This window comes from Blastococcus sp. SYSU DS1024 (genome assembly GCF_054050795.1).
The window spans coordinates 50057-69648 of record NZ_JBJHAA010000002.1 but is presented as its reverse complement, the minus strand read 5'-3'; the positions used below and the strand labels follow the sequence as shown (position 1 = coordinate 69648).

At 76.1% G+C, this 19592-nt stretch carries 13 protein-coding genes; 7 read left to right on the top strand and 6 right to left on the bottom strand.

The features are described 5' to 3' along the window. Nucleotides 1-120: 120 nt before the first annotated feature. Nucleotides 121-2808, bottom strand: coding sequence for a S8 family serine peptidase (locus ACI79S_RS02060; RefSeq protein ID WP_456591778.1), 2688 nt, complete (start codon nucleotides 2806-2808; stop codon nucleotides 121-123). Between the two features lie 143 nt (nucleotides 2809-2951). Next, the gene (locus tag ACI79S_RS02055; RefSeq protein WP_456591777.1) at nucleotides 2952-3338 is read right to left on the bottom strand and encodes a hypothetical protein; all 387 of its coding nucleotides are present in this window, start codon (nucleotides 3336-3338) and stop codon (nucleotides 2952-2954) included. 230 nt (nucleotides 3339-3568) lie between these two features. Here ACI79S_RS02055 and ACI79S_RS02050 point away from each other — a divergent pair, with 230 nt between their 5' ends. The 5 genes from ACI79S_RS02050 to fmdA all read left to right on the top strand — a co-directional run bounded on the left by ACI79S_RS02050 (nucleotide 3569) and on the right by fmdA (nucleotide 8223). Further along, on the top strand, nucleotides 3569-4297 hold the full coding sequence (locus ACI79S_RS02050; protein ID WP_456591776.1) for an alpha/beta fold hydrolase: 729 nt from the start codon (nucleotides 3569-3571) through the stop codon (nucleotides 4295-4297). Nucleotides 4298-4407: 110 nt separating this feature from the next. Beyond that, entirely contained in the window at nucleotides 4408-5664 is a 1257-nt protein-coding gene (locus ACI79S_RS02045) for an MFS transporter (RefSeq protein ID WP_456591775.1), read from the top strand. A 191-nt stretch (nucleotides 5665-5855) separates the two neighbouring features. Beyond that, entirely contained in the window at nucleotides 5856-6140 is a 285-nt protein-coding gene (locus tag ACI79S_RS02040; protein WP_456591774.1) for an FmdB family zinc ribbon protein, read from the top strand. A 74-nt stretch (nucleotides 6141-6214) separates the two neighbouring features. Next, nucleotides 6215-6898 (top strand): AmiS/UreI family transporter, encoded by a 684-nt coding sequence (locus tag ACI79S_RS02035; RefSeq protein WP_456591773.1) that lies wholly within the window; start codon nucleotides 6215-6217, stop codon nucleotides 6896-6898. 71 nt (nucleotides 6899-6969) lie between these two features. Then, nucleotides 6970-8223 carry a formamidase gene (fmdA, locus tag ACI79S_RS02030; RefSeq protein WP_456591772.1) on the top strand — a complete coding sequence of 418 codons (1254 nt, stop codon included), beginning with the start codon at nucleotides 6970-6972 and terminating at the stop codon, nucleotides 8221-8223. Nucleotides 8224-8311: 88 nt separating this feature from the next. On the opposite strand, the gene ACI79S_RS02025 is transcribed toward fmdA, so the two are convergent. Both ACI79S_RS02025 and ACI79S_RS02020 read right to left on the bottom strand, forming a co-directional pair. Further along, complete coding sequence (locus ACI79S_RS02025) at nucleotides 8312-10060, bottom strand: putative bifunctional diguanylate cyclase/phosphodiesterase (RefSeq protein WP_456591771.1); 1749 nt, start codon at nucleotides 10058-10060, stop codon at nucleotides 8312-8314. 66 nt (nucleotides 10061-10126) lie between these two features. Continuing rightward, complete coding sequence (locus tag ACI79S_RS02020; RefSeq protein ID WP_456591770.1) at nucleotides 10127-10660, bottom strand: NUDIX hydrolase family protein; 534 nt, start codon at nucleotides 10658-10660, stop codon at nucleotides 10127-10129. Between the two features lie 142 nt (nucleotides 10661-10802). Between ACI79S_RS02020 and ACI79S_RS02015 the strand changes: the two genes are divergently transcribed. Both ACI79S_RS02015 and ACI79S_RS02010 read left to right on the top strand, forming a co-directional pair. Next, nucleotides 10803-12746, top strand: coding sequence for a primary-amine oxidase (locus ACI79S_RS02015; RefSeq protein WP_456591769.1), 1944 nt, complete (start codon nucleotides 10803-10805; stop codon nucleotides 12744-12746). A 125-nt stretch (nucleotides 12747-12871) separates the two neighbouring features. Continuing rightward, nucleotides 12872-17371, top strand: coding sequence for an HAD-IC family P-type ATPase (locus ACI79S_RS02010; protein ID WP_456591768.1), 4500 nt, complete (start codon nucleotides 12872-12874; stop codon nucleotides 17369-17371). A gap of 52 nt (nucleotides 17372-17423) precedes the next feature. Here the strand turns inward: ACI79S_RS02010 and ACI79S_RS02005 are convergent, their stop codons facing one another. Both ACI79S_RS02005 and ACI79S_RS02000 read right to left on the bottom strand, forming a co-directional pair. Further along, on the bottom strand, nucleotides 17424-17918 hold the full coding sequence (locus tag ACI79S_RS02005) for a hypothetical protein (protein ID WP_456591767.1): 495 nt from the start codon (nucleotides 17916-17918) through the stop codon (nucleotides 17424-17426). 207 nt (nucleotides 17919-18125) lie between these two features. Continuing rightward, nucleotides 18126-19532: a DUF4407 domain-containing protein gene (locus ACI79S_RS02000; RefSeq protein ID WP_456591766.1), complete on the bottom strand. Its 1407-nt coding sequence runs from the start codon at nucleotides 19530-19532 to the stop codon at nucleotides 18126-18128. Between the last annotated feature and the right edge of the window lie 60 nt (nucleotides 19533-19592).

Below are 19592 nucleotides of genomic sequence, written 5' to 3'. Positions count from 1 at the left end.
GGCACCGCTCCCCTCGAGCCGGACGGGAGCGCCCGCTGACCGCACGGCGGCCCGCCCGGTGCCGGGAAACGCGGCAGCCCCGCGACGACCGCGGTCGTCGCGGGGCTGCCGTCGCTCACCTCAGATGCTCAACCCGCCGCAACCGCTGCTGCAGTCGACGGTCCAGATCGAGCGGGCCAGCGCGCTGAACCGGGCGGACGGCAGGAGCCGCTCCCCGCGCGGACCGCGGACCGTGCCGTCGGACCCACCGGCCGGCGGGGTGCCGCCCGGTGCATCCACGCCCGGCTCGGTGCCGGGGGCGGACGGCGCGGGCGCCGTCGGGGTGGGCGCCGTCGGGGCCGGCGACGAGGTCGCCGTCACCAGGGTCAGCCCGCCGCCGAGCACCGTCGACGAGCGGTCCGGCGCGAAGACGAAGACGTCGTAGACGCCCGCCACCAGCTTCGGCGACTCGAACACGATCTCCGTGCCGCTCAGGCCGACGATCCGCACCGCCGTGCTGCTCCCCACGCGCACCAGCACCCCGGACTGGAAGCCCGATCCGCTGATCCGCACCCGGGTGCCACCGGAGGCGCTCACCACCGACGGCGAGATGGAGGTGATGCGATACGCCCCGACGGACGGGTACTGCTTCTCCCCGCCCGTGGCCGGCTGCGGTGCCGACGGCGAAGGTGCCGGCGCAGGAGCAGGAGCCGACGGAGCAGGGTTCGACGGTGCGGGGGCCGAGGGTGCCGGCGACGACGGCGTCTCGCTGCCCGGCCGCGGCGCGCTCGGCGGAGTGCTGCCACCGTCCGGGGTGCGGCCGCCGTCCACCACGGGCGTCGACGGTGCCGGCGCCGGGGAGGTCCCCGGCGCGGGAGCCGAGCCACCGGGCGCCGGGGTGCCGACGGACGGAACCGGTGCCGACGGCGCCGGAGCGCCCGGGAGGGACGGCGCCGGAGAGGTCGGCGACGTCGGAGCCGGCGTCGGGGCGGTCCCCGGCGCGGGGGCCGAACCACCGGGCGCCGGGCTGCCGATCGACGGCGCCGGAGCGCTCCCACCCGACGGTGGGACCGGCGTCCCCGGGGACGGCTCGGGCGCCGGCTCGGTGCTGCGCTGCGCCTCCTCGCCGACCAGCAGCGGGGCGGCGTAGGCCATGCCGAGCGCCTCGCCGTCCTTGGCCAGCTGGACCACCAGCACGTACCGGCCGTCCTGCAGCTCGGTGCTCGGCGTCAGCACGAGGGAGCCGAGGCCCTCCCGGTTTCCCAGGGAGAACCGCGCCTCACCGGCGTCGTCGGTCGTCACCGTCTGGCCGTTCAGCTCGATCGCGTGCTGGGTCAGCGCCAGGACGTCGCCGCCGTGCTCCATGCCCAGCGAGATCCGCGCCTCGTAGGCACCGCCCGGCACCGAGCCGCTGGCGACGACCTGCGGCGTCACCGTCCCGGCCATCGCGGTCATGTTCGTGAAGCGGTACCGCACGGGTGCCGCCGTCTCCCCGAACTTGGTCAGCGAGAGCCGGCCGCCGGTCACCGACCTGCCGGCGAACGCCGGCCGGGGCTCGACGTCGGCGAGCAGCCGCTGCACCACCTCGGGTGCGGACGCCTCGCGGTCCAGCCCCCGGTAGAGCGTCGCCGCCGCGGCCACCTGCGGAGCCGCGATCGAGGTGCCGCTCACGAACCGGTAACCGCCGTCGGGCCAGGTGGTGTACACCAGCGTCCCGGGAGCGAACAGCTCCACCGTGCCCGCCCCGTAGGCCGAGAAGTCGCTGACCGTGTCGGCGGCCGTGCTGCTTCCGACCGTGATCACGTTGGGGCGGTTGATGCTGGCCGGGTAGAACAACGACGTGTCGCGGTTGCCGCTGTCGTTGCCGGCCGCCGCCACGACGACGACGCCCAAGCTGTTCGCGTAGTCGATCGCCTCGGTCAGGATCGCCGCGCCCCCGGGGCCGCCCCAGGAGGCGTTGATGACGTCGGCGCCGTTGTCCGCCGCGTACCGGATCGCCTGCGCGCCGAGGTGGAGGTCGACGCTCCGCCCGGCGCCGATGACCAGCGGCATGATCGTGACGTCCGGCGCCACGCCCGCGGTGCCGTGGCCGTTCCCCGCCCGGGCGCCGGCGGCGCCGGCCACCGTGGTGCCGTGCGAGTTGTCCAGCCCGGCGTTCGTGACGTCGGGCGAGTTCGTGTAGAAGTTCCAGCCGTGGCAGTCGCCCGGCTTGCCGTTGGCGTCGGTGTCACCGGCCCCGCAGGGCTGGTCGGGGTTGGTCCACAGCGCACCCTGCAGGTCGGGGTGGCCGGGCGCCAGCCCGGTGTCGAGGACGGCGACGGTCAGGCCCCGGCCGGTGCCGGCCCGCCAGCCCTCCGGCGCGGAGACGTCGGCCTCGGCCACCCCGCTCTGCCCGTAGAAGTTCGAGCCGGTGTTGCTGAGGTTCCAGCCGAAGCGGCTCCAGTCCGGGTCGGAGACCGACTCCCCGAACACCTCGCCGGACTCCGAGAGCGTCACCTGCGCCCCGGCCAGCAGCTCGGTGACGACGGAGGGGACGAGGTCCTTCCCCGCGACCAGCGCGGAGCCGTCGAACAGCGACTGCGCCGACGCGATTGCGGGGTGGGCGTCCAGGAGCGCCACCTGCTCGGCGGTCACCCCGCCGTCCAGCGTGACGACGAGTCGGGTGAGCCCGTCGCCGTCCGGACCGAAGTCGTCGGCGACCGGCACCGCCGGTGCCGCGGAGGCGAGCGTGCCGATGACGGCCGTGCCCCCGAATCCCAGTGCCGCGGCCGCCAGGACCGCGATCCCGCGGTACCCCCTGCCGGCCGGTCGGCCTGCCGTGTCCCTCATGCGTCACCCGATCCGTCGTCGAGACCTCTTCCTGCAGGACCTCGGCGCGCACCGGACGGTGCTGGATAGCTCGAAGGAGGGATCTACGGCAGCGGCTGCCGCCGCGACCGGCGGTGGGTGGCGGGTGGCGGGTGGCGGGTGGGTCAGTCCTTCAGCGAGCGGATCCACAGCGCCGCCCCGCCGTAGGCCAGCGAGCTGGTGATCGCCCGGGTCGTGGTCCGGCCACCCGCCTGGCCCGCCGCCGCGAGCGCGGTCAGCGTGTCGAGCAGGTTCATCGCCGCCACGGCGGCCAGCCCGCGGTCGACCTCTTCGTCGGTCTTCGCGGTCAGCGCCAGCGCGGAGACCACCAGCGCCCGGCTGCCGAACAGCCGCTGCAGCTGCAGGCCCGGCGGCGACACCGGCACGCCGTAGCTGTTCGCCACCGCCCGCGGCGCCAGGACGCTGATCGCCCCGAACGCCGCCCCGACGGCGCCGAGTGCCTGCGCCATCGACTTCTTCGACGTTCCCGCTGCGGTCTTCTTCTTGGCCATCGCTAACCTCCCGGTACCAGGACAGGCGGCGTCAGCTCACCGCCACCGGCCACTCAACCAGCGCCGCGACCGACCCGCAGCGCGAGCCGGCCCGCCGGCCGCTAGCGTCCACGACCATGACCACCGACCGCCGCGGCGCCGGGTTCCGGCAGGTCACCGCGCCGACCGGCGCCCGGTAGCGCGTGCCGCCGGCCGTCGAGCTGCAGCACCGCCCCACTCCCTGGGGCGTGATGCGCAGCCGCGTGGCCGGCACCCCGCGCCCCGGCGTCGCGGAGGTGGTCGTCGTCCCGGGCCTGGCCGTCGCCGGCTACCTCCAGCCCGCCCTGGAGGCCCTCGGCACCTGGACCCGCGCGCACCTCGTCGAGCTGCCCGGCTTCGCCGGCAGCGGCGAGCCGCCGCACCCGATGGACGTCGTCCAGCACGCCGACGCGGTCGCCCACTGGCTCGTTGCCGGCGGGCCCGAGGACGCGGTGCTCGTCGGGCACTCCAGCGGCACCCAGGTCGCCGCCCACGTCGCGGCCCGCGAGCCCGGGCGGGTGCGGGCGCTGGTGCTCGCCAGCCCGACCGTCGACCCGGCCTACCGGAGCATGCGCCGCGTCCTGCTCGCCTGGCGGCGCAACCACGAGCTCGAGCCGCCGGAGCTCGACGTCCAGCACACCCCCGACCGGCGCCGCGCCGGGCTGCGGCGGGTCCGGCACGCCCTGGCCACCCACCTCGCCGACCGCCTCGAGGACACCGTCGAGCGGGTCGGCTGCCCCGTGCTCGTCCTCCACGGCGACCGCGACCGCCTCTGCACCGAGGCCTGGGCGCGCGAGCTCGGCGCGCGGGCGCGGGACGGCCGGTTCCGCAGCGTTCCCGGCGCGCACAGCTTCGTCTGGACGGCGCCCGACGCGTGGTCCGCGCCCATCGCCGAGCTCGCCGGCGCTTCCGGTGACCACCGGCAGGGTCCCGGGACCTGAGCCGAGGCAGAGCTACCCTGGTCGTCGTTCCGAACGTCCGTGTGTAACTACCTGCTGCCGGCCTCGCCGGCGGATCAAGGCGGCACGCCCGATCCGCAGCAGCAGAGGTCATGTTCCACACGCGCCCGACCGACTCCGCGGTGATCCGCTCCGCCGGTCTCTCCTACTTCCCGCTCGCGTTCATCGCGCGGCTGCCGTTCGCGATGATGGTCGTCGGCGTGCTCACCCTCGTCGTCGCCGAGCGCGGCTCGGTGACCCTCGGCGGCCTGAACTCCGCCTGCGCCGGCCTCGGCACCGCGCTGGCCGGCCCGCTGCTCGGTGCCGCGGTCGACCGCTTCGGGCAGCGCCGCGTGCTCGTCCCGGTGGGCCTGCTCAACGCGAGCCTGCTGGGCGCCTTCCCGCTGGTCGTCGCGAGCACCGCGGCCGACGCCGCGCTCCTGGCCCTGTCCGTGCTCATCGGCGCCTCCGCGCCGCAGATCGCCCCCATGTCGCGCACCCGGCTGATGGCGATCATCCGCCGGTCGGTGCACCGCGACCGCCGCGAGCGGGTGCTCAGCAGCACGATGGCCTACGAGTCCGCCGCCGACGAGATGGTCTTCATCGTCGGCCCCTTCCTCGTCGGGCTGCTCGCCACCGCGATCGCCCCGTGGGTCGCCATCGCCGGCGCCTCGGCGCTGACGTTCGTGTTCGTCACCGCGTTCGCCCTGCACCCCACCGGCCGGCTGCACCCGGGCACGGGCCGGGCGACGGACCGGCAAGCACCCGCCCGCGAGCTCACCCGCTTCCCGCTGCTGACCGTCGTGGTCGGCACGCTCGGCGTCGGCCTCTTCTTCGGCGCCACCCTCACCTCGCTCACCGGCTTCCTGGCCGTCGACGGCGACGGCGACCGCGCCGGCCTGCTCTACGGCGTCATGGGCATCGGGTCCGCCGTGTTCGCGCTCGGCACCGCGGCCCTGCCGGCGCGCTTTCCGCTGCCGGCGCGGTGGCTCGCGTTCGGCTCGCTGCTGCTCGCCGCCGCGATCGGCTACGCGTGCGCCGGGTCGGTGCCGGCGCTCGTGGCGGCCCTCGCGGTGCTCGGCTGCGGCGTCGGGCCGACGCTGGTCACCCTGTACAGCCTCGCCGCGTCGCTGAGCCCGGCCGGCCGCTCGGCGACCACCATGACGATGCTCGGGTCCGCGGTCGTCGTCGGCCAGGCGGTCGCCTCCGCGCTCACCGGCGTGGTCGCCGACCGGCTGGGCGCGGGCACCGCGCTGGTGGCCCCCGCCGTCGCCGCCGCCGTCGTGGTCGCCGCCGGAGCGGCCCACGCAGCATGGGGGCAGCCGAGCGCCGTCCCGCAGCAGCCCGAGCCGGCCTCCGTCCCGGTGTAGCGGCCGGGACGACAGCGGGCGCCCTGAGCGGCGGAGTCCGCAGGGGACAGCACGGTGCGTGAGGGCGCGCGCGGGATTTGGCGTACCGGAACGATCTCGGATGCCGCCGGGTTCCCGGAGGCCTTGACCGGTCCTCCGGCCACCGAGAGCGTGGGTCGCCTGCTCGAACACCGCGAGTGACGAGGACGGCGATGGCTTCCTACGTGTACCGATGCGACGACCACGGCCTGACGGAGCGCTCGCTCCCGATCGGCACCGCCGAGCCGACGACCTGCTGCCCCACGTGCGGGTCCACCGCGGTCCGGGTCTTCACCCCGCCGCGCCTCTCCTTCGGCGACCCCGCGCGCCGCGCGCTGATCGACCGGACCGAGCGGACCCGCGACGAACCCGAGGTCGTCTCCTCCCCCGGCCCACGACCGGCCCGCCGCTCGCCGGTCGCCGCCAACCCCGCGCTCCGCCACCTGCCCCGGCCCTGAGCCGGGCGTCGCCCACCGGAGCGGTCCGCCGGCCGGCACACCGCTCCGCCGACCCCCGATGAAGGGACGTCGCCATGGCCAGCGTCGGACTGCTCTACGTCGGGGCCGTGCTGATCCTCAACGGGCTGATGCTGCTCGGGTGGGTGGACGCCCGCGCGGCCGCGCCGTTGAACTTCTTCGTCGGCGGGCTGCAGGTGCTCACGCCGACCTTCCTGATCGTCACCTCCGGCGGTGACCCCGACACGATCCTCGCCGCCTCGGGCCTGTACCTGTTCGGCTTCACCTACCTCTACGTGGGCTTCAACCTGCTGGGCGACCTGGACGGCACCGGGCTCGGCTGGTTCTCCGCGTTCGTCGCCTGCTGCGCCCTGGTCTACGCCGGGCTCAACTTCGGGCGCCTGGACGACCCCGCCTTCGGCGTCATCTGGCTCTACTGGGCGGTCCTGTGGGGGCTGTTCTGGGTCGTCCTCGGGCTGAAGCGGGAGGAGTGGACCCGGTTCACCGGGCTCGTGGCCGTCGTCGCCGGCGTGTTCACCGCCGCCGTCCCGGCGTTCCTGCTGCTCACCGGCGTCTGGGGCGACTACCTCACCGAGTCGGCGATCGCCCTCGCGGTCATCTGCCTGGCGTCACTGGCGCTGGCCCCGCGGCTGCGCGAGCCGGCGGCCACCGAGGCGACGGCGCCCGCCCCGGAGCTCCGGGAGCCCGAGGCGCCGCCGTCCTCCCGCTCCGGCACCCCCTCCGCCCACGAGAGGCGGTGACGCCGATCCAGCACCCGCACCCAGCCTCGCTCCCATCCCGGACGCGCACCGCCTAGACCTGGAGGTCATCCGTGCCGAAAGTCGTGTACCCCCTCGACTCGTCGAAGAAGTTCACCGATCAGCAGTACGTCGGGCACAACCGCTGGCACCCCGACATCCCGGCCAACGTCACCGTCCGCCCGGGCGACACCTTCCGCGTCGACTGCCGGGAGTGGTTCGACGGCGCCATCCACAACGACGACTCCGCCGACGACATCCGCGACGCGCCGCTGTCCACGGTGCACTGCCTGAGCGGGCCCTTCCACGTCGAGGGTGCGCAGCCGGGCGACCTGCTGATCGTCGACATCCTCGACGTCGGGCCGATCCCGCAGGAGGACTCCGGGCCGCTCGCCGGCCAGGGGTGGGGCTACACCGGCATCTTCGCCAAGCAGAACGGCGGCGGCTTCCTCACCGACCAGTTCCCCGACGCCTACAAGACGATCTGGGACTTCTCCGGGCAGACCGCCACCTCCCGGCACGTCCCCGGCGTCTCGTTCACCGGCATCGTGCACCCGGGGCTCATGGGCACCGCACCGTCGGCGGAGCTGCTCGCCCGCTGGAACCGCCGGGAGCAGGCGCTCATCGACACCGACCCCGACCGGGTGCCGCCGCTGGCGCTGCCGCCGCTCCCCCAGGACGCGATCCTCGGCACGCTGCAGGGCGCCGACTACGACCGGGTGGCCGGCGAGGCCGCGCGCACCGCACCGCCCCGGGAGAACGGCGGCAACCAGGACATCAAGAACCTCACCAAGGGCAGCCGGGTCTTCTACCCGGTGTACGTCGACGGCGCGAAGCTCTCGCTCGGCGACCTGCACTTCTCGCAGGGCGACGGCGAGATCACCTTCTGCGGCGCGATCGAGATGGGCGGCTTCATCGACCTGCACGTCGACCTGATCAAGGGCGGCATGGAGACCTACGGCGTCGGCGAGAACGCCATCTTCCTGCCGGGCAACGTCGACCCGCGGTACGAGCGCTGGTTGGCGTTCTCCGGCACGTCGGTGACCCTGGACGACGAGCAGCGCTACCTGGACTCGCACCTGTCCTACCAGCGCGCCTGCCTGCACGCGATCGACTACCTGACCAAGTTCGGCTACACGCCGGAGCAGGGCTACATGATCCTCGGGGCCGCACCGATCGAGGGCCGGCTCTCCGGGGTGGTCGACATCCCGAACTCGTGCTCGACGGTCTACCTGCCCACCGGGATCTTCGACTTCGACGTGGAGCCGTCCGCGTCCGGGCCGACCCGCATCGACCCGGGCATGGGGGTGCCGCGGTCGAGCTTCTGAACCGACCGGTCCTGCGCACGGACGGCCCCGGCGGCGCACGCCGGGGCCGCTCGTGCGCCAGGGCGGGATGGCGCGCGACGGCGGTCGGCTACACCCGGACCCCGGGCCCGAGCTCGGTGACGAGCTCACCGACCGGCCTCGGCCGCCCGTACAGGTAGCCCTGCGCCCGCGGGCAGCCCAGCTCGACCAGCGCCCGCGCCTGCTCCGGTGTCTCCACGCCCTCGGCGACGAGGACCAGCTCCAGCGCGTCGGCCAGCGCCATGACGCTGCGCAGCAGCCGCGCCCGCCGGCTGGAGGTGGTGATCGCCGAGACGAAGGAGTTGTCCAGCTTCAGGAAGTCCGTGGGCAGCGTGTCCAGCCGCGCCAGCGCCGAGTAGCCGGTGCCGAAGTCGTCGATCGCCACCCGCAGCCCGTGCTCGCGCAGCGCGTGCAGCGCCGCGACCGACCGGGTCGTCTCCGCCTCGACCAGGCTCTCGGTCACCTCGACCACGGTGCGCTCCGCCGGCCAGCCGGTCGCCGCCAGCGCCGCGAGCACCCGGTCGGGGAAGCCCGGGTCGTCCAGCTCCAGGCCCGACACGTTGACCGTGAGGAACAGCGCGCGCCCGGTCGCCGCCGACAGCGTCCGCGCGTCCTCGCACGCCGCCGCCCACACGAACGCGCCCAGCGCACCGACCAGGCCCTCCTGCTCGGCCACCGGCACGAACTCCGCCGGCGGGACGGGCCCGCGCGACAGGTGGACCCAGCGCACCAGCGCCTCCACGCCCACGACCTCGCCGTCCGCCGGGGTGACGATCGGCTGCAGGTGAACCGACAGCCCGCCGGAGCGGCCGGCGGCGAGCGCGGCGGCCAGGTCGCGCGCCAGCGGGCTCTGCCCGTCGGCGTCCAGCTCGCTGCGCCCGCGGCCGAGCGTCTTCACCCGGTACAGCGCGGCGTCGGCCCGGCGCATGAGGTCCGACGGCGAGTCGCCGAGCGCCAGCTGCGCCACGCCCACCGACGTCCCCACCTGCGGCAGCGCCGCCCGCAGCGACTCCGCGACCGCCAGCGCCCGCTCGCCGTCCGAGGCGGGCAGCAGCAGGGAGAACTCGTCGCCCCCGTGCCGCGCCAGCACCGCACCCCGGGGCAGCAGCGGCCGCCACGTGGCCGCGACCGCGCGCAGCAGCTCGTCGCCGGCCGCGTGGCCCTGCGTGTCGTTGACGGTCTTGAAGTGGTCGAGGTCGAACAGCGCAGCCGACAGCGGCTCGCCCGAGCGCACCGCCGTCCGCACCGCCGTGTCCAGCATCTCGTCGAAGCCGCGCCGGTTGACCAGCCCGGTGAGCGCGTCCTCCTCGGCGCTGGCCGCCCGCCGCGCCAGCACCCCGACGGCGCCGGCCGAGCCCAGCACCAGCACCGCCAGGACGACGGCGGTCCCGGCGGGGACGTCACCGCGCAGAGCGACGACCACCGTGCCGATGGCGAGCATCTCGGTCAGGAAGCCGAGCGCCCACGGCCGCGGGAAGAAGAGGAAGGCGACCATGGCCGCGAACGCCGACAGCGCCAGCACCGCGACCGCGCCGCTCACCGTCGGCGCGGAGAGCGCGAAGACGCCGATGCCGGCGACGCCCAGCACCAGCAGCGCCTGGAAGAAGCCGCGCGGCACCAGGTGCCCCCAGCGCACGACCGCCAGCCCCACCAGGGTCGTGAACGGCCCGAGGGCGGTGACGGCCGGGTGCACGTGATCGAGTCCGCCGGGCGTGCCGATGACCAGCCCGACCGCCGCCACCCCGCCCAGAGCGGTGAGCAGCCCGGCGGTCCGGGCGACCACTCGCGGGGTGGCCACCTCCGGGGCCATCCGACTCATGCGCACGACCGTTTGATCGGGTGGGCACGACCGGAGCTGGAGCGGGGGCCCCTCCGACCGGGTGAGTCAGACCCCCAGGTGGGCCAGCGCCTGCAGCAGCAGGGTGCTCTGCCCGTTGGTCAGCTCGGCCAGCACCGCAGGGTCGCGCGCCTCCAGCGGCGAGAACCAGGTGAGCTCCAGTGCGTCCTGCTGCGGCGAGCAGTCCCCCTCGACCGGCACCACGTAGGCCAGCGACACCGCGTGCTGGCGCGGGTCGTGGAACGGCGTCACCCCCGGCGTCGGGAAGTACTCGGCGACGGTGAACGGCTGCGGCGCGGGCGGGATCCGCGGCAGCGCGAGCGGGCCGAGGTCCTTTTCCAGGTGCCGCAGCAGCGCCGCCCGCACCCGCTCGTGGTACAGCACCCGGCCCGATACCAGCGCCCGCTTGATCTGCCCGTCCTCACCGGCCCGCAGCAGCAGCCCGATCGACGTCACCGTGCCGTGCTCGTCCACCCGGACGGGCACCACGTCGACGTACAGGATCGGCAGCCGCTCGCGCGCCGCGTCCATCTCCTCGCGGGCCAGCCAGCCCCCGCCTGTCGCCGTCGTCAGCTCGGTCATGGGGACTGTCTAGCCGATGCCCCCACCCTCACGGCACCCGTCCGGCCGGAACGCCGGAGTGCTCCCGGTCACGTGGACGGCGCCGATCCGAGCCCCGACCGGAGCCCTTCCCCTTCCGCACGCCCAGGAGTAGGCACGTCCCATGACCGCCGTCACCACCGGCACGACCACCCACCCGCTCGCCCGGCTGACGGGCGAGGAGATCGCCGCCGCGACGGCGATCGTCCGCGCCGCCGGCCTCTGCGCCGAGTCCAGCAAGTTCGTCTACCTCGGCCTCGAGGAGCCGCACAAGGCCCAGGTGCTGGCCTGGCGGCCGGGCGACGCCGTCGAGCGCCGGGTCCGCGCGCTGCTGCTCGACCGCGCCACCGGCGCCGGCCGCGACGTCACCGTCTCGCTGACCGCCGGCACCGTCGTCCGCGACGTCGAGCTCGACGCCGTCGCCGACGGGCAGGTGCCGATCCTCGACGCCGAGTTCGAGTCGATCGAGCCGATCCTCGCCGCCGACGAGCGCTGGGTCGCGGCGATGGCGAAGCGGGGGCTCGACGTCGCCGACGTGCGCGCCGTGCCCCTGTCGGCCGGCTCCTACTTCGCCGACGAGGCGGGCCACCGGATCGTCCGCGTGCTCGGCTTCCACCAGGCCGACGAGGCCGACCTGCCCTGGGCCCACCCGGTCGACGGCGTCGTCGCCTTCGTCGACATCACCCGCGGCGTGGCGACGGCGGTGCAGGACCACTTCGACCTGGCGGTGCCCGCCGAGCGCGCCGACCTCACCCCCGACGTGCACCCCGCGCCGGTCCGCGACCTCAAGCCGATCGAGATCGTCCAGCCGGAGGGGCCGAGCTTCACCGTCGACGGCGACGAGGTCACCTGGGCCGGCTGGCGGTTCCGCATCGGCTTCGACATGCGCGAGGGGCTGATCCTCAACCAGCTCTCGATCGACGGCCGCTCGGTCATCCACCGCGCCTCGATCGCGGAGATGGTGGTGCCCTACGCCGACCCCTCGCCGGTGCGGTTCTGGCAGAACTACTTCGACACCGGCGAATACCTCTTCGCGCGGTACACCAACTCGCTGGAGCTCGGCTGCGACTGCCTCGGCGAGATCCGCTACTTCGACGCCACGATCGCCGACGAGGACGGCGCCCCGCGCACGATCCGCAACGCGATCTGCATGCACGAGGAGGACTACGGCGTCCTCTGGAAGCACACCGACATGTTCAACGGGATGGCCGAGACGCGGCGCCAGCGCCGGCTGGTGATCAGCTTCTTCACCACCATCGGCAACTACGACTACGGCTTCTACTGGTACCTCTACCTCGACGGCACGATCCAGCTGGAGAGCAAGGCCACCGGCATCGTGTTCACGTCGGCCTACCGCGGGGAGGAGCACCCGTACGCCACCGAGGTCGCTCCGGGCCTCGGCGCGCCGTTCCACCAGCACCTGTTCTCCGCGCGGCTCGACATGGCCGTCGACGGCGTCGACAACACCGTCTACGAGGTCGACGCCGTCCGGCAGCCGGTCAGCGAGGTCAACTCCTACGGCAACGCGTTCACCCGCCGCATGACGCCGCTGACCAGCGAGGCCGGCGCCGCGCGGATGGCCGACGCCACCGTCGGCCGGGTGTGGCACGTGGTCAACCGGTCGAAGAGGAACCGGCTGGGTCAGCCGGTCGGGTACGCGCTGCACCCCGAGGGCGGTCCGGCGCTGCTGGCCGACGAGTCGTCGTCGGTGCACGCCCGGGCCACCTTCTCCAGCAAGCACCTGTGGGTCACCCGGTACGACCCGGCGGAGAGGTACGCGGCCGGCGACTTCGTCAACCAGCACCCCGGCTCGGCCGGTCTCCCGGCGTTCGTCGCCGACGACGCGCCGCTGACCGACACCGACGTCGTCCTGTGGCACACCTTCGGGCTGACCCACTTCCCGCGGCCCGAGGACTGGCCGGTCATGCCGGTCGACTACGCCGGGTTCACGCTCAAGCCGGTCGGGTTCTTCGACCGCAATCCCGCGCTCGGCGTACCGGGGTCGGCGTCGTCGCACTGCGCGTCGGCCAGCGGCGGGGACGAGGCGCCGGGCGGGCACTGCTCGTGAGCCGCTGACCCACCGCGCGCCGCCCCGGGGTCCGCACGGGCCCCGGGGCGGCGCCGCGTCCAGCTCCCCTGCGGTTCACCCGCCGTCCACGTACCGTTTGCCGTGACCGTCGTCACGGGAGATCCATGACTCTGCTCCACCGGCTCGACTCGGCCCGCCGGGCTGCCCACGACGTCGCGCGCGTGGCCACCGGCGCCGCCGCGCTGGCCGCCGTCCCGGTCGTCGTCGGCGCCGGGCTGGTCGGGGGGACGACGCGGCTCGCCCGCGCCGGGGTGACCGGGTCGCTGCACCTGGTCCACGACGCCGCCGTCTCCGGCACGCGCGCGGTCGGCACCCTCGTCACCGGCGCCGACCCGCTGCCCAGCGGCCACCTGCACGACCTCGTCGACGCCGCCCGCGGCCTGCTCGAGCCGCCGCCGGCGCGGCACACCCGCCGTGTCTGGGGCGACCGCGACCGCCTGCAGGTCGAGCTCGAGGAACCCGCCGACGACGACGCCCCCGCCGCCCGCGCCGCGCTGCGCCGCCACCTGGAGCGGCTCGAGGGCGTCGAGTGGGCCACGGTGAACGACGTCGTCGGCCGGGTGCTGGTCGCCGTCGACGCCCGCCGGGTCGGCCTCGAGGACGTCGTCGGCGTGGTCACCGAGATCGAGCAGGCCCGCGGTGGCACCGGTGTCTTCCCGCAGCGCCCCGACCACCCGGCCGACGTCGAGCCGTTGCTGGCCGCCGTCCTCGCCGCCGCCGTCGACACCGTGGCCTTCGGCGTCGCGACCGCCGCCAAGTACCTGCCGGTCCCCGCGGTGCACCGGCACGCCACCCTCGTCATGGCGCTGCTCGACACCCAGCAGTGGCTCAAGCGGGCGCTGTCGGACCGCATCGGCCCGGTGGGCACCGACCTCGTGTTCGAGGGCACCAGCGCGGTGCTGCACTCGCTCACCCAGAGCCCCACGGTGCCGGCGCTCAACGCCGCCGCCGCCGTCCAGCGAGCCCTGGAGATGCGGGCCCGCCGGCAGGTGTGGCGCCGCCGCGAGCGGGAGCTGTGCGGCCCCGAGCCCGACGACGACCGCACCCCCGAGCCACCGCCCGGCCCGCGCCCCGGCGCGCTGCCGAGGGGGCCGATCGAGACCTACCGCGACCGGCTGGGCCCGACCGAGCTCGGCGCGGCGCTGGGCCTGCTCGCGCTCACCCGCCGCCCCGGCCGCTCCGCCGACCTGCTGCGGGCGCTCACCCCCAAGGCCGCCGTGCACGGCCGGGAGTCCTTCGCCGCCACCCTCGACCTGCTGCTCTGCCGCCAGGGCATCCTCCCGCTGGACGGCTCGGCCTACCGCCGCCTCGACCGCGTCGACACCGTCGTCGTCGACGCCGCCGCGCTCTGCACCGGCCCCCCGGTGGTCGTCGAGGCCACCGCGGCGGCCGACGGGTGGGACGACGCCGCCGTCTGGTCGGCCGCCACCCGGCTGCTCAGCGGCGACGGGCCGGACGAGGACGCCCCGGCCCGGCTCCGGCTCGGGCCGGTGCGCAGGAGCGACGACGCCCCCGGCGGCGAGGTGCGCTCCCTGCTCCAGGGCCGCCGGCGGGTCGGCACGGTGACGGTCGCCGCCGAGCTCGACCCGCACGCCGAGGCGCTGCTCACCACCGTCGCCGACGCGGGGCTGCGGCTCGTGCTCACCCGGCACGTCGGCGCCCGCGACGTCACCGGGCTGGCCGACGAGGTCGCGGACGACGAGGCGCTCGTCGACACCGTGCGCGCGCTGCAGGAGGACGGCCGCGGCGTGCTGCTCGTCTCGGCGACCGACGGGCCCGCGCTGATGGCCGCCGACGTCGGCCTCGCCCCGGTGCTCGCCGGCCACGCCCCGGCGTGGGGCGCCGACCTGGTCACCGACCCCGGCCTCGCCGACGCCTGCCGCGTCGTCGCCGCCGTCCCCGACGCCAAGGCCACCAGCCGCCGGTCGGCCGGCGCCGCGCTCACCGGCAACGTCCTGGGCGGGCTGCTCGCCGCCGTCGGCAGCCCGCGGCTCGGCCAGCGCCGGGCGACGACGCCGGGCAAGTACGCCACGTTGAGCACGATGGCCGCCGGCACCCGCGCCGCCGTCCGCGCCGCCCGCCGCCCCGTGCCCGCCCCCACGGTGCACACCCCCTGGCACGCGCTCGACCCCGACGACGTCCTCCGCCGGCTGGCCGACGTCCCGGCCGCGCCCGAGCACCGGCCCGGCCGGCTGCCCGCGGCCGCGCGGCGGGCGGCCGCGCTCCCCGCCGTCCGCGTCCCGGTCCGGTTCACCCGCACCGTCGCCGCGGAGCTCGCCGACCCGCTCACCCCGATCCTGGCCACCGGGGCCGCGGCGACCGCGGTGCTCGGCGAGATCACCGACGCGGTGCTGGTCGGCAGCGTCACCGCCATCAACGCCGTCGTCAGCGGGCTGCAGCGGATGCGCGCCGAGAGCGCCCTGGAGTCGCTGCTGCTCGAGCAGGCACACTGCGCCCGGCGGGAGACCGACGGCGGGACCGAGGAGGTGCCCGCGACCGCGCTGCGCCTGGGCGACGTCGTGCTCGTCGAGCCCGGCGACATCGTCGGCGCCGACGCCCGGCTGCTGGACGCCGAGGACCTGGAGGTCGACGAGTCGAGCCTGACCGGGGAGTCGCTGTCGGTCGCCAAGTCGGTGCCCGCGACGCCGGGAGCCGACCTCGCCGACCGCACCTGCATGCTCTTCGACGGCACCACGGTGGTCGCCGGGCGGGGCCGCGCCGTCGTCGTCGCGGTCGGTGCGGCCACCCAGGCCGGGCGGGCCGCCCGCGCCGCCGGGGGTGCGGCGCCACCGGCCGGCGTGCAGGCGCGGCTGGCCGAGCTCACCCGCGCCGTCCTCCCGCTCACCCTCGCCGGCGGCGGGGCGGTCACCCTGCTCGGCGTGCTGTGGGGCCGCCCGCTGCGCGAGTCGGTCGCCGCCGGGCTGGCGATCGCGGTCGCCGCGGTCCCCGAGGGGCTGCCGCTCGTGGCCACGGTCGCCCAGCAGGCCGCGGCCCGCCGGCTCTCCGGGCGCGGCGCGGTCGTGCGCAGCGCCCGGGTGCTGGAGGCCCTCGGCCGGGTCGACACCGTCTGCTTCGACAAGACCGGGACGCTCACCGAGAACCGGCTGCGCGTCACCCGGCTGCTCCCCCTGGACGGCGGCAGCGAGGAGGAGCTGCTCCGGCTGGCCGCCGCGGGCATGGGCAACGGCGACGACGGCGCGCACGAGACCGACCGCGCCGTGCTGGACGCGGCCGGCGACGCCTGGGACTCCCCGCCCGAAGCGAGCCTCGCCTTCGCCGGCGGCCGCGGCTTCTCCGCCGCCGTCCGCGACGGCCGGCTCGTCGTCAAGGGCGCCCCGGAGACCGTCCTGCGCCGCTGCGCCGACGCCCCCGAGCTGCGCGACCGCGTCCGGCAGCTGGCCGGCGAGGGGCTGCGGGTGCTCGCCGTCGCCGACCGCGCCGTCGACGGCACCCCCGACGACCTGGACGAGGCGGCCACGGGGCTCGCCCTGCGCGGGCTGGTCGGGCTGTCGGACACGCTGCGCGAGTCCTCGGTGCGCGCCGTCGAGCAGCTGCGGGCCGCCGGCGTGCGGGTGGTGGTGGCCACCGGCGACCACCCCGAGACGGCGAGCGCCATCGCCGCGCAGGCCGGCGTCCCCGATGCCGACCGGGTGGTCACCGGCGCGCAGCTGACCCGCGCCACCGACGCCGAGCGGGCGCGCCTGGTCGCCGAGACCGCCGTCTTCGCCCGGCTCTCCCCCGAGCAGAAGGTCACCCTGGTGGCCGCCTTGCGCCGCGCGGGCGCGACGCTGGCGATGACCGGCGACGGGGTCAACGACGCCGCCGCGATCCGGCTGGCCGACGTCGGCGTCGGCGTCGAGGGCGCCGAGTCACCGGCCGCCCGCACCGCCGCCGACCTCGTGCTCACCGACCTCGATCTCACCCGCCTGGTCGACGCGATCGCCGAGGGGCGGGCCATGTGGTCCCGCGTGCGCGACGCGGTGTCGGTGCTGGTCGGCGGCAACGCCGGCGAGGTGGCGTTCACCGTGCTCGGCACCGCCGTCGGGGGGCGGGCGCCGGTGAACACCCGCCAGCTGCTGCTGGTCAACCTGCTCACCGACATGTTCCCGGCACTCGCCGTGGCGGTGGCGGCCCCGCGGCAGGTGCCAGTGGGCGACGACGACGGCCCGCTCGCCGGGCACCCGCTCGCGCCCGTGCTGCGGGCCGGCCCGCACCGCGGCTTCACCGCGGCGGTGCGGCGCATGGTGGTGGTGCGGGGCGCGGCGACGGCGGCCGGTGCCACGGCCGCCTGGACGGTCGGCCGGGTGACCCCGGTCTTCCCCGGCCGGGCGAGCACGATGGGGCTGGCGGCGCTGATCACCACCCAGCTGGCGCAGACGGCGTGGTCGGGCCGGCGCAGCCCGCTCGTGCTGGTCACCGTGGCCGGCTCGCTGGCCGCCCTGGTGGCGATCGTGCAGACCCCCGGCGTGAACCTGTTCTTCGGCTGCACCCCGCTGGACCCGCTGTCGTGGGCGGTGGTGCTCGGCGCGGCCGTCCTCGGTGCGGCGGGCGCCGAGGTGGTGCCGGCGCTGCTCGCCCGCCGGCCGAGCGCCCGGACCCCGTGACGGCACGGGCCCCGCACCCTCGGCGGGTGCGGGGCCCGCGTCGGCGCGGTGCTCAGTCGCCGGTGTAGGCGGCGACGCCGAAGTGCTGCTGCCCGTTCTCGTCCTCCTGCACCAGCACGGTGTAGGCCTGGCCGCCGATGATCGCGGCGCAGGTGTCGCCGTCGCACTCGATGGTCTCCACCTGCCCGCCCTGCTCGGCGAGCGCGCGGGTGACCGCGGCCTCGGTGGCGGCGTTGTCGTCGTCGATACCGCCCCGCCAGAGGATGAGCCCGGCGATGGCGATCGCCGCCACCACGACGGCCACCAGCGCGGCGATCAGCAGGCCGCGATTGCGCGACGCCCAGCCGGGCTCGCTCCCCTGCTGCTCGTCCGGCGCGGGCGCCGCGCCACCGGGGACGCCGGCGCCGGGCACGACCCCGCCGGGGAGGGCCCCGGTGCCCACGCCGTCGGTGGGCCCGGCGGCGGCCGGCACGGGAGGCACGATCGCGGGATCGGGCCGGCCCGCGCCCGCCGTGGCGCCGGTCGGGTTCGGGTCGTCGGTGCTCATGGCGGAACGTCCTTCGTCGGGGTGCGGGAGTCATCGGGTCCGCGGCGCGGGGGCACGCGGGAGCCGGGGCCGGACGGCCCGGTCGGCTGACGCGGAAACCCTGCCACAGCCGCGCGGCGGGACGGCGGCGCGGGCGGCGATCCGCAGCGAACTGCCGGCGGACGCACAGCGCCCCGGACCTCGCGGGGAGGTCCGGGGCGGTGGGGGTCAGACGGTGGTCGGCGTCCGGTCGACCGGGCGGCGGCGCACCGACCGCACGGTGCGGGCGGCGAGCTCGCGGATCGGGCCGGTGTCCCACAGCTGCCGCGGCGCCTCCACCGGCTCCTCGGCCGCCGGCTGCTCGGCGCGCTGGTTCTCGCTGCGCGCCGCCCCGGTGCGGGCGGCGACCTCGGCGAGCGCCGCCCGGCGGCGGGCCAGGATCGCCTCCTTCTGCCGGTCCACCCGTTCCCGCTCGGCCAGCACCAGGAGCTCCTCCTTGGCCGCGGCCACGGTGCGCCGGGACTCCTGCGCCATCTCCTCGAGCTCGACGTCACCGGAGTCGCGCAGCTGCACCAGCCGGTCGTAGGCGGTCGGCGGGCTGAAGTTGAGCAGCAGCTTCATGAGGACGGGCAGCACCTCGACGCACATGAACAGCAGCGAGAGCATGAACTGCGCGGCCGCCAGGGTGCCGTTCCGCTCGCCCAGCCGGTCCAGGGCCTCCAGGCGGAGCAGGATGCCCCCGGAGCCCTCGTTCTGCGTGTCGAACGCGGCCTGCAGCCGCTCCAGCTCGGCGGTCAGCCGGGTCAGCTCGGCGCGGTCGCCGTCCAGGGACGACGACGCCAGCGCGGCACTGCGCCCCTCGGCGGCGCCGACCGCGGCGACGGCGGCGTCGAGCTCCGCGCGGGCGGAGGTGACGACGGCGGTCTGCGCGTCGGCGGCGGCGCGCGCCTGCAGGTAGGCCTCCCCGGTGCCGGCGTCGCCGGTGCCGCAGGTGCCGTCCAGCTCGCACTGCGCCTTGGCGTCCAGGTCGCGCTGCAGCGACACCGCCCGGTCGTACGCCGCCTGCTTCTCGGCGACGCCGGCGCGCACCACCTCCAGCCCGGGATCGGCCGCTCCCCCGCTGGCGACGACCGCCTCCTGCGCGGCGATGCGCTCCCGCAGCGCGGGCAGCCCGGCGAACCGGCTGTCGGACTCCAGCGCCAGGCGGTGCGCATCGGCGGCCTCGGCCTGCATCGCCACGATCTCGGCGTCGATCTCCTTGTGGAACACCTGCAGCGTCAGCGGTGTCGCCACGACGACGCCGAGGACCAGCGCCAGCCCGACGCGGGGCACGGCCATCGCGAAGTTCCGCTTCAGGGAGGCGTCGTGCGCCATCCCGACCAGCAGCATCCGGTCGAGGTTGACCACGACCGCGCCCCAGCCCAGGCCGACCAGCACCGCCAGCGGCCACCAGACGCCCAGCGCCATGGCGACCGCGAACGCCGCGGAGACGGCGGCGAGCGCGCCCGTGCTCAGCAGCACGCCGCCCAGCGCCACGAACTTGGGCCGGGCCCCGGGCGCGGCGGCCAGCACATCCGGCCGCGCGCCGGCCAGGACGGCCAGCCCGTCGCCGATGCGCCGTCGTCGCTCGCTCATGCAGTGCCCCCCGGGCAGCGGGGGTCGTGAGAAGACCGCTACCCACCAGCCCTTATCGGC

What these genes read in the sequence shown, in the direction of transcription:
- ACI79S_RS02035 (WP_456591773.1), top strand. Translation starts at nt 6,215, where the DNA reads ATGGCCAGCGTCGGACTGCTCTACGTCGGGGCCGTGCTGATCCTCAAC.
- ACI79S_RS02020 (WP_456591770.1), bottom strand. Translation starts at nt 10,660, where the DNA reads ATGACCGAGCTGACGACGGCGACAGGCGGGGGCTGGCTGGCCCGCGAG.
- ACI79S_RS02025 (WP_456591771.1), bottom strand. Translation starts at nt 10,060, where the DNA reads ATGAGTCGGATGGCCCCGGAGGTGGCCACCCCGCGAGTGGTCGCCCGG.
- ACI79S_RS02055 (WP_456591777.1), bottom strand. Translation starts at nt 3,338, where the DNA reads ATGGCCAAGAAGAAGACCGCAGCGGGAACGTCGAAGAAGTCGATGGCG.
- ACI79S_RS02010 (WP_456591768.1), top strand. Translation starts at nt 12,872, where the DNA reads ATGACTCTGCTCCACCGGCTCGACTCGGCCCGCCGGGCTGCCCACGAC.
- ACI79S_RS02000 (WP_456591766.1), bottom strand. Translation starts at nt 19,532, where the DNA reads ATGAGCGAGCGACGACGGCGCATCGGCGACGGGCTGGCCGTCCTGGCC.
- ACI79S_RS02060 (WP_456591778.1), bottom strand. Translation starts at nt 2,808, where the DNA reads ATGAGGGACACGGCAGGCCGACCGGCCGGCAGGGGGTACCGCGGGATC.
- ACI79S_RS02050 (WP_456591776.1), top strand. Translation starts at nt 3,569, where the DNA reads ATGCGCAGCCGCGTGGCCGGCACCCCGCGCCCCGGCGTCGCGGAGGTG.
- ACI79S_RS02045 (WP_456591775.1), top strand. Translation starts at nt 4,408, where the DNA reads ATGTTCCACACGCGCCCGACCGACTCCGCGGTGATCCGCTCCGCCGGT.
- ACI79S_RS02015 (WP_456591769.1), top strand. Translation starts at nt 10,803, where the DNA reads ATGACCGCCGTCACCACCGGCACGACCACCCACCCGCTCGCCCGGCTG.
- ACI79S_RS02005 (WP_456591767.1), bottom strand. Translation starts at nt 17,918, where the DNA reads ATGAGCACCGACGACCCGAACCCGACCGGCGCCACGGCGGGCGCGGGC.
- ACI79S_RS02040 (WP_456591774.1), top strand. Translation starts at nt 5,856, where the DNA reads ATGGCTTCCTACGTGTACCGATGCGACGACCACGGCCTGACGGAGCGC.